At 42.1% G+C, this 9,789-nt stretch carries 8 protein-coding genes; all 8 read right to left on the bottom strand.

Annotation, left to right across the window (positions count from 1 at the left end; translation table 11 throughout):
• Positions 1–519: 519 nt before the first annotated feature.
• The 8 genes from D9K81_RS16345 to D9K81_RS16310 are packed head-to-tail and all read right to left on the bottom strand — an operon-like array spanning position 520 to position 9,715.
• Complete coding sequence (locus tag D9K81_RS16345; protein WP_120403936.1) at positions 520–906, bottom strand: hypothetical protein; 387 nt, start codon at positions 904–906, stop codon at positions 520–522.
• A 60-nt stretch (positions 907–966) separates the two neighbouring features.
• Positions 967–1,767: a LamG domain-containing protein gene (locus tag D9K81_RS18600; RefSeq protein ID WP_207667520.1), complete on the bottom strand. Its 801-nt coding sequence runs from the start codon at positions 1,765–1,767 to the stop codon at positions 967–969.
• A complete protein-coding gene (locus tag D9K81_RS16335) occupies positions 1,760–4,462 on the bottom strand; it encodes a phage tail protein (protein WP_121523711.1) in 2,703 nt (900 codons plus the stop codon). The genes D9K81_RS18600 and D9K81_RS16335 overlap by 8 nt, the downstream gene beginning before the upstream one ends.
• Complete coding sequence (locus tag D9K81_RS16330) at positions 4,455–4,685, bottom strand: hypothetical protein (RefSeq protein WP_121523709.1); 231 nt, start codon at positions 4,683–4,685, stop codon at positions 4,455–4,457. The genes D9K81_RS16335 and D9K81_RS16330 overlap by 8 nt, the downstream gene beginning before the upstream one ends.
• 11 nt (positions 4,686–4,696) lie before the next feature.
• Positions 4,697–4,900, bottom strand: coding sequence for a hypothetical protein (locus tag D9K81_RS16325; protein WP_120402465.1), 204 nt, complete (start codon positions 4,898–4,900; stop codon positions 4,697–4,699).
• The gene (locus D9K81_RS16320) at positions 4,901–5,866 is read right to left on the bottom strand and encodes a baseplate hub domain-containing protein (RefSeq protein ID WP_121523707.1); all 966 of its coding nucleotides are present in this window, start codon (positions 5,864–5,866) and stop codon (positions 4,901–4,903) included. It lies immediately after the preceding gene.
• Between the two features lies 1 nt (position 5,867).
• Positions 5,868–7,013, bottom strand: a complete 1,146-nt coding sequence (locus tag D9K81_RS16315) for a hypothetical protein (protein WP_121523705.1) — start codon at positions 7,011–7,013, stop codon at positions 5,868–5,870.
• Positions 7,010–9,715, bottom strand: a complete 2,706-nt coding sequence (locus D9K81_RS16310) for a hypothetical protein (protein WP_121523703.1) — start codon at positions 9,713–9,715, stop codon at positions 7,010–7,012. The genes D9K81_RS16315 and D9K81_RS16310 overlap by 4 nt, the downstream gene beginning before the upstream one ends.
• Positions 9,716–9,789 lie beyond the last annotated feature (74 nt).

Genomic DNA, 9,789 nt, shown 5'->3' with positions numbered 1-9,789 from the left:
AAGAAGGCAAAAACAGTTTGCCATAATCCATGTTTTTCAATAGACACTTTTATAAGCTCCACTATTGGTTTAGAATATTCGAACATAGATTGATCATGTCTCCTTTCCTTTAAGTTGATATGAAAAAAACCCCGATGCTTCCAACATCGGGGTTTTTCTTTAGGTATAAAAAAACCGCCCTAAGGCGGTATAAATTACAATTTAGTATTCAGCTTTAGTCAGCATTAAGCCATTGACCAAAGTTCATAATATTCTTGGATATCTGGGTTCAAAAATTCATCATTTTCTGAGTCATAGTTAAATGGTTTGTTCTGCAAAAGTTCAGTGCAATTCAGTGATGTTAGATATTTTTTTAAGAACTTCTTAAAAGATTGAATCTTCTCGGGAAAAACACTTTCTTCATCCCACAAAATTGTATGCATGGAAAAGGCTCACAATTTAATCTAATTGTGCGGATTATAGTGACAACAAAACAACTATACAAGAAATAATTGTGACTTATTTATCAATAACTAACAATTATTTTCTCAAATCATCTTTTGCATTTTTCAATTCTTTCACCACCTCAATAATTGTTTTACCCTCCTGCTTGTTAATAAAATTAAAAGTCCACCGTACAACTGCCCAACCAGGTAAACCACATACGAAAAAGAAACCGCCTAAGGCAATCATTCCCCAGATATCAGTTACCCACTCATGTAGGCCCCATTTCACGATAATGAAAGCACCGCCAGTAAGGCTAGATACAACAGTGCAGATCAGGCCAACTGCCCACTCCTGTGGTGAGCGCGGCAAACGCATCATGATGACAACCGTTGCAACCAAGCAGATGGCTAAAGTCACCGCGACTGCAGCACCATAGAATTTTAAAAACGCGGCAAACCCGCTTGTGGACACTGGTTCCATTTATTTTCCCCTAATTTTTGGCAATAAAAAAGCACCTTTCGGTGCTATTTTTTTGATTGCTTAAGTTAAATCGTAAACTTTGAAATTTCTCAACCAGCCTTTAAATTTGTTCGGCGTTGTTGCTGGCGCATGTCCAAGCATTGTTACAGAGGATGAATTTGGTGACTCGGAAAGATTAAAATTTAAACCTAACACATCATCTATGTAGATCTTAATATTACGATTATCTCTTTCAACTGTTAATTTATGCCAAATGTTGTTTGAAATGTTTTGAGCTGCTGCTGTTGCTGATATGTAGCTAAAGTCAATATAAACCTTGTTAACTAAATAAGACTCACCAGATGGTGTGCCGCTAGAGTACCCCAAATCTCTGGGTAGAACATTTCCGGTGAAGTACACAAGTGGCAGATACGCGGAAACACCAATTAGTCTTTTAAACTCAATAGAGAACTTATATTTTGATCCGAAATCATGAGTTATTTGCTTAATCCAGCTCGCAACATCATCATTGAAATATGCGCCATCAGATGAGTGTGTAATACTTCCCTGCTTCGACCAATTTAAACCAAGTGAACCAAAATCCTCAATTCCTGCTGTCAGTGGCATAAAAACAAGCAGCTTTTCCGTTGTTACTGCTTTTTCATCACTTAATTTTTCAGTTCCATTTTTTACAGACCCAATACGAACATAATAAGTTCTCCCAGCTTCAATATCGGTATCAACATAAGTCCGCACATCACCAGCCAAAACAGCTTTCGGCACCGGCAAATTTTCAGGATCAATAGGCGTTTCTGAGCAGTAATAACGCTGCTCATCAACAAAACCATCTAATTTCCAATTCAGTTCTAAGCGATTAGTCATTTTTAAACTCAACTGTTAAATCGTATGGAGCGCTGAAGAATTGAGATAATTCAACTGTATGAACAAAAGGATTTAGGCATTCATAACCGTCGCGTACAGTTTTTAAGATAATTTCTACAAAACGCGCATCAGCCTGCATTAATGAAATTGGCATTGTGTAGCTTGTTGTGCCAGTGACATTCGCATTTGTTGTAGCAAGCTCAAGGTTATTTTCATCTAACTGCGTCAAAATCAAATGCGTTTGCGTGTTGGGCTCAATTGCAACACTAGCGTCAAACCAGCTAAGCGGTTCGCCGCCAGTTTGCTGCAAACGGTTGCGGTCATCCCAATTTACAATGAGATCTGTTTCAATTTCTGCTGGCCAGTATTCATTGTTAATTTTTACGTTTGCAGGCGGATAAGGTCGAATCGCGCGTGCAGCGCATGTAACTGTATGCGCAGTTGCTTCTGCAATGCTCAACTGATCAGCACTGGTCTGCGTCAAAGCTTTAAGCAATACCGATTCACCGCTTAAATACTCTGTGCTATCTAAACCTGAGCGATTATCCCAAACATATAGAATCCGTCCTGCTATATGTTGCGCTGGTACAGTATCTGACACACCGCGTTTTACAGTCAGTGTTTTTGCTGCCGCGTCATAACTCACAACACTCATGAGTTCATTGCCGATTTGCAGGCGGTTGCTGGCAGAAATCAAATTAAACTCACGTACATTCTGAAGATGCAGCGCTGAATCTGTATATGAAATAGCATTTTTCAGTTCAGCCGCCGGGCAAAAATCAAGACTTGACACCTCATCATAGCCGGCACCTGCATCACTAAATAATGCAGCATTGATATGCGAGTTGTTTGGCCGAATTGCAGCCATACCGACGTAACTTAGATCAGGATTCTTTTCGAGCTTAACGTCGATTTCGTCTTGTCCATATTGCTCAACCAATTCGATATATGGCACTTCAAATGCGATTGCTGTGGCATCTTTAGCATCATAACTTGTCTTGATCGGTGGTACATATTCAACAATCGATTGCATCGGACTGCTAAATGAATCTTCAACAGCATCTATTGAAACTGTGTTATTAATGCCGTCACCAAAGCGCATTTCTTTGACTCGAAAAATTGCGCCACTTAGACCATAGCTGATATCTGATAACTTAAATGGCTTGCCAAGATGCCAGTTTTGAACCTGACTTTCTGTGACATCAAAAGACACGCTGGCTAGATTTGCAGATAAGGTCTGCAGTTCACGATAAGCAATACGGCTAGCAAGCTCACTATTTGTGAAACCTCTATATTCAACACTTTGGGAAACAACGCCACCTTGTTGCGCAATACGGGCAATATCTTGAACTGTGACAGTTGAGTCTTTGGAGCGCTCACGATCCCAGTATGTCAAAGTAACTGAGTTGATGCATTCAGCCAGCGTCCGGCGTTCAAATTCTAAATTCTGTACATGGCTTTCATTTAAATGATCTAAGTCATCAACATTGTAGTCAGCCCGAATTAAATACAGCTTCCACTTTGCATCTGACTTATCAAAATACAGCTCAGCATTAATGTGGGTTTTGATAATTTCGATAAATTCTTCAATCGAAGTTGAGTCATCCCATTTAATCGACATGCCCATTTTTTCTGTATAAAGCGTATCCGCTGATTTTCTGAATGACACATCATCAATATCAGCTTCAGCAACACCAATCCCCCAAACCGGATTTGTGAGGCATTCACGGATAATGTGAGCTGGATTAATATCTGCTTCAATTGCTGTTTGAGATAATGTTGAGTAACTAACCCCTAGATAGATACCAATATCAGAACCCGATGGCACACCATCCACAGCACCCACAAAGAGCACATTTCTGCCAACTTGCATCATACTAGTTGTTATCGTTGCATAAGAACCTTGTTCATCACCGCTCGTAAAGTTTACTTTCTGACCGTTAAAATACAGCACCCCGCCATCATCGTGTTTTACATTAATTAAGATATCTCCAGTAAATGCTGGGTCATTTATAAATATTTCTTCACGCACGACTATAGCTCTGCCAATTTTCGGTTCCACTCCAGTGTTTGCAGAAGGCCAAGCATGTCCGCGCATAGCACCGTAAGGGCCCAACGCTGAACTCCAATGCGAATCATCATATTCGATACTGGCATAATCAAATAATTGAGAAAGACTTGAAATTCCATCAATAACTAAATATTTATAATTTGAGATTACTGACTTTTCGAAATAGGTCGGCAGTATTTCCGCTTTTTCATCATACCACTGCACTTGACCATCGTGTCGAGTATGAATCCGTTTAACACGCCAAGTTGATTCTGGAAACTGTGGTGATGTGCCGTAATAAAATTTATCAAACACGACCGAAACAACACCGCGGTAAGCAGAAATCAAGCCATTAAAAGCATCAGAAATAGAACTGCAAATCTCCTGCAATTTTGAGCTTTTGGGCTGATCAGACCCACCAAAATGCAGTTCAATTTTGCCTTGTACGCCACCAGCTTGCTCATCACCACCGAACAAAGCGGGCTTATCAACAGTGATAGTTTTGTTTTCAGATTCTTCATTCAAATACGCATCTTTGTCTTGAAAAGATATCTTTGTAACTGAGTCCACGGGGCCATGGCACAAGACAGCATGTGCACTGGCGCGGTAGCGGTAGCCGATTGTCTGTTTCTTTTTTTTAGCCATCTTTTTCAGCCTTTTCTATCACTTGCTGCGCCATCGCGTCATGCCCAAATAGCGCTTTGAATTGCTCAATCTGCATGCCGTTGTCGAAGAATTCTTTAATCCGCTGGTTAGTCCAGCCTTGATCTAAGAAATACCGGCGGGCTTTAATACTGCACATCCCGCATGCGCGGATATGACGGACAAAAATAAAGCCCGCGATTTGCGGGCTGTTTTGATCTTCCATTTCAGATACCTTTATTTTTGAATTGCTTCAGGCGCTTCTGCTTTAAATGCTGTGAAGTTTGGCGATACATCACAGGTGCCAAAAATCACACAAATTGAGCCACCCTCATCCGCCTTCGTGCCTTCCTGCTCCCCGGGACTTGGTGTTGTGGTCTTCATCTTTGGTTGCAGAAAGAATGATGCAAGCGATATCACAATTGCTACGACTGCCCACATTTATGCGTTCCTCGTAGTAGATGGATTGTCTTCGGGCATATATGCAAATCCCAAATGATTTTCCGTATTATTAAACCGACTGCATGCAGTAAGTGACTTCATACAGCCTGGATATGCCGCAACAAAAAATACGGATTCCGAAGCAATATTGAATGCTTCCTGCTTTAGTTCTACCAGAGCCTGCGCATCAGCAAAGTCCTGTTCATAATCAGGATCATCTGCATCCAATCCATCACGCACTGCGATGGCTTGCTCAAGTTCCGCTTCTGCAGTTTGATACGCCAACAAATCAGCATCACTTGTGATTTGATCAGCAAGCGAGTCTAGCCGGCGGATGATATTCACTGTATTACCTGCGCTTGATTCAATACCGACACTGACACCAAATGCGCTTTGAAGCATGCCAAGGCGGAAGTAATTATCATCAAAGCTTAGATCACGCAATTCAATCGCATTGGCATTAACCGATTTAATTGTTGTCTGCACACCCCAGTCAGATTTATTGAGACGACAGCCATTGCCGTACAAATCATGACAACACGTGCGCTGAAATTTAAGACGTGCACCAGCTCTACCCAGCTTTGTGTAATTCGTTTCGCATTTCAGAATGATACTTGCACCCGAAGGCTTCACAGATACAACACGGCCTTGCCAAAAAATCGATTGCTGGCCGTGCTGAAGTTTAATCACTTTTACATATACGTTTTCTTCAAGTGCAGAGCGCAGGCAGTCTTGTGCAAACTTAGAATCGCGTGCAAATGTGATTTCAAGCGGATCTTTTTCAAGATCACTGCTATTTTTGATTTCACTGCGTGAGATTGTAATTTGCTCATACACCACATCATTCAGTTCAACTTCTGCATCGCCAGACGTGTAGTAAAACTTTTCTGTACCGCGAGTGAACTCGTACAGCTCACGACGTGTTGCTGAGTCAAACATATTTCGAAAGAATGTGCGTACACCCATGTCAGACTCCTATTTCTAAAATCGGCACACTCACTTCGACAATGCCGGCGCCTTGATAATGAATATCAATCGAGTCCGCGTCGAGACGATGCAGGCCAAGATATGAAATACGCTCAATAGCGCTGGCATTTTTATTCAATGCTGGTGTAATGGTGATCTGTATTGAGTTTCCTGCCACTGGCGCCGAAGCTGTAATCGTGTGTGCAGTCCAATTTCCGTCACTCTTAATTGCAATATGCTTGCGTTGATCTGCTAATTGTTTGTACTGATCATGCTCTATCAGCATTACAGATGAAATCAGACCAGTGCTTTTACAGCGCATATTGCGCTCATAAGACGGCAACCAAAAAGGGCGAAATCGCCCCTGTCTACGAAACAGAAACTGTCGATATGCATACAACTGTTCAGGCCCTTTTAAAACTGTGCGATATTGCTTGCTATAGCGCGCATGGTTCCAGTCCGTGCCCTGGTAAATCTGCCCAATTTCTGAATCAACAATCACTTGATTCTGCGAAATCGTCGTTTCAAGGCTTCCACCGTTCAACATCAGACAGAACTTATCCAAGTCATTTTCAAGAAACTGCACTGGTACACTTTCCTGAACTTCTGGCTCATCCAGCACAACAAATGTGACGTTTGAACGTGCATAGAAATTGCTAATCTGCCGTGAAATATCACCACTGATAAAACACACGCGCACGGGGTAAAGCTTTGCCTTTACGATGGTTGCTGATTCGGAAATCAGCAGACCATCGGTTTGAACTTCTACCACTTCCACAAGTTGAAAAATAGCGTCACTTTTAAGTAGCGCGAGACCGCCCGCGTAGAAAGAAAATATATCCGTACGGCATTCAATGAAATCACCGTCCACAGCACCGACATATTGCGACTCCTGTGCCAGCGGTACTGCCCAAAGCTTGCGAATGCCACCCCATTGCACATTGAAGTTTTGAGAAACTTCGTCATGCAGCGCAATAGAAGAAAAGCTCAGCGTTTGCCGAGCTTTGTCTTTTAATGGAGTCCGCTGTTCTGTGCCGTTTTTAGCTTCAAAAACATCGGTTTTAAAGGCCAGCGTTTCTGTCGCATCAGTCAGTATCGGCGTTGTCAGCAAAATGACATCGCCGAATTTTTCAGTGCTTATGATCATGCAAGAATCGCCTTAAGTGTTGTTCGATTATTCTTAATGAAATTCATGAATGTTTTGGTACCTGACGATGTCCCCATGAAATCACCTACAATATTCGGATCTAAGATATTGTTGATTTGCAAGTGCTGTGGGGTTAGTTGTGCTGAAGCATTCTGCTGTGTTTGATTGACGTAATCTTGCATAGCAGGGCTTTGAACATTCATCAGTTTAGGCGCATCAAGAGCCAAACCACCATCTGCAAAACCATTACGGATAGAATCTCGCAAAGCAAAGAAGCCCGCTGGCCCACCTAATGCAGCGATTTCTTCCTGATTCAGCACCCCCTCGCCCTTATGGACGATTCCTGCTGGCTCGTACTTGCCGCCAAAGCCTGTAAACCCACCTCCAGCAAAACCGACAGGAGAAAGTGCTGAAACAGCCGCTTCAAGTAGACCTGTTTGCATTACCGCCATCCCAACGGCAGGCATGTTGTATGGGAATGCAGCCGAAGCCCAAGCTTTAGAAATAGCTACTTTGCTGTCCATCATGACTGAGTACAATGCAAAGCTTTTTTGAGCCAATCCCAAAACTGTGTATGCGGAACTAGATGAATCAACTAAGCCCATCATCATGCCCGCAAAATCGGCACCATATTGCGCACCATAAGACAACTGCATTTCTAAGCGCTGGCGCTGATACTCTTCCTCAGTAATCAGCATTTCATCACGTGCAGCCTTTAGTAGATTCATGTCTTGCTGATACGGCGATTCATCAAGCCCCATCATCGATTTATAATCAGACCAAACGCTTTCACGTTTTTCATTTTGCTCAATACCCTGTTGTAAATTTGCACCCTTAATTAAGGTGTCCTTCATTTCAGGTGAGTATTCAGCTGTATTGAGTATTTCCTCCCTTACCAACGCATAGTATTGTTCAGCATAATCACTAGCAGTCATCCAGTTTTTGCGAACATCTAAAAGTTGTTTGGATTGAGATAAACGCAATTTGTCAGTTTCAATCTTGTACAATTCATTGAGTGATTGAATTTTTTGTTTTCTTTGCTCAGAAGTTAATTTCTGATCTGCTAAAATTTCTTGATGCTTAATACCAAAAGAATATTCGAGTTTTTTCTGCTCTGTCATTCGATGCTCTGTCAGCTCGAATGCAAACTGCATGTCTGACAGTTTTTTAGTTTGCTCATAGCGCTCTTTTGCGACTGCCAAATATTCCTGACTTGCGCCAGCGCTCAACAAGCGCTGTACCTCTTTTTGATAATCAAGCATCTTTTGATCATCGCCGGAAGCATAGTCGTATTTGATGCGCTCTCGCTCTTGCAGGATTTTGTTGTAGTCACTTTCAGCTTTAGCTAATGCAGAAGTTGCTTTTGCGGTCTTTGCTTTTGCTTTAGCATTTTCATCAGCCTGCTTAGTATTTACTTTTAATCCAGTGTTACTAAGTTGTGATGCCACTGTAGTTTTTAATATTGCTTGTGTTAATTTTCCTTGGACATTTGCATTACCTGAAAATGCATCTACGGCTTTCTTTCCACTTTCAAGAGCTGTGTCGGCAACTGTTGACCACGATTGCTTAACAACGCTAGCGCCAGTTTTTAGAGCATCCACAGCACCGCTAAACGAACCTGCAGTTACTACATTGTACAGTGTCATACCTGTATTAATTAGGCCGACCATAGATTCGCGTGCTATGACAAACAAAGTTTTCAATACACCTGTAGCCGTCACCACAACACCAGCAAATGCATTCATACCAATGCTGACAACAGATACGCCACTATCCAAACCAATTGCTGAATTTGTTGTGTCTACAAATAAGCTCATAAGATTAGATACAGCAGGCATCACTGCGCTAACCAACTGGTTTTTCATTCCTTGAAATTGCAAATCTAAGGCTTGAGTCTGGGCTGCCAATAGTCGTGACTGCTCCATGGCATCCTGCATTTTGAGAATGCCAGCGTCTTCTAAGGCTTCGCCGAACTCATCTAACATTTTCCCGTTTTGGGCAAATAGCGGAGCAAGGTTGCCAAGGTCAGATGCCAAACTTTCAAAAACAAATCGTCGTTCTTGGCTTGTCACCCCAAGTTCATCCATTTTGTCGTTCAGCAGCTGAATAGCTTCAACACCATCCTTGCCTTGAAGCGTTTTCGAAAATGAACGAATTTGATCTTCGGTCATTTTGGTGTTGTTTTTTAATGCATCAAAAAAATCAGCTGCGCCACCGCCTTCGGTTGCGCTAAATTCACCGAGCTTTTCTTGTACATCAGCAAGTATTGAGCCGAGCTGATCTTGCGATACACCAAAGCCCAGTGCAGCATGTTCTAAGATTTGAAAGTTTTGAACTGATGTGTTGGCGCGATCGGCCAGCATTTGAAGCTGTACATCAGCCTTAGCTGTTTCAATCGCCATTTTAGCTAAAGCAGCTGCTCCAATCACCACACCACCTGCAGCCATGCCTGCAACTGCTGCACCTGCAACTAGTACATTCCTTCTAATAGACCCAATTTTGGAATTAAATCCATCAATGACGGAGCCTATTTGTGTGCCGCTAAAAGCATCAACCACTTGCTCTTTGAAACCTTTTACCGCATCCCCCATTTTTGTTGTGGTATTTTTCGTAGTTCGCTCAGCCTTATTCATACCCTCAACGTATGAACCTAGCTTGACAACTAAATCGAGTGTTAGTCGTCCTAGTGATGAAGTTGCCATGCTATTCTCCAGGCAATAAAAAACCCTGCATAAGCAGGGTTTGGGTTCTAAAATCAGAGTTTACATTGGTCTAA

Source organism: Acinetobacter chengduensis, assembly GCF_003664645.1.
In the GTDB taxonomy this organism is placed as follows: Bacteria; Pseudomonadota; Gammaproteobacteria; order Pseudomonadales; family Moraxellaceae; genus Acinetobacter; species Acinetobacter chengduensis.
The sequence above is the reverse complement of the archived record's forward strand: the minus strand, read 5'-3'. Positions and strand labels throughout refer to the sequence as shown.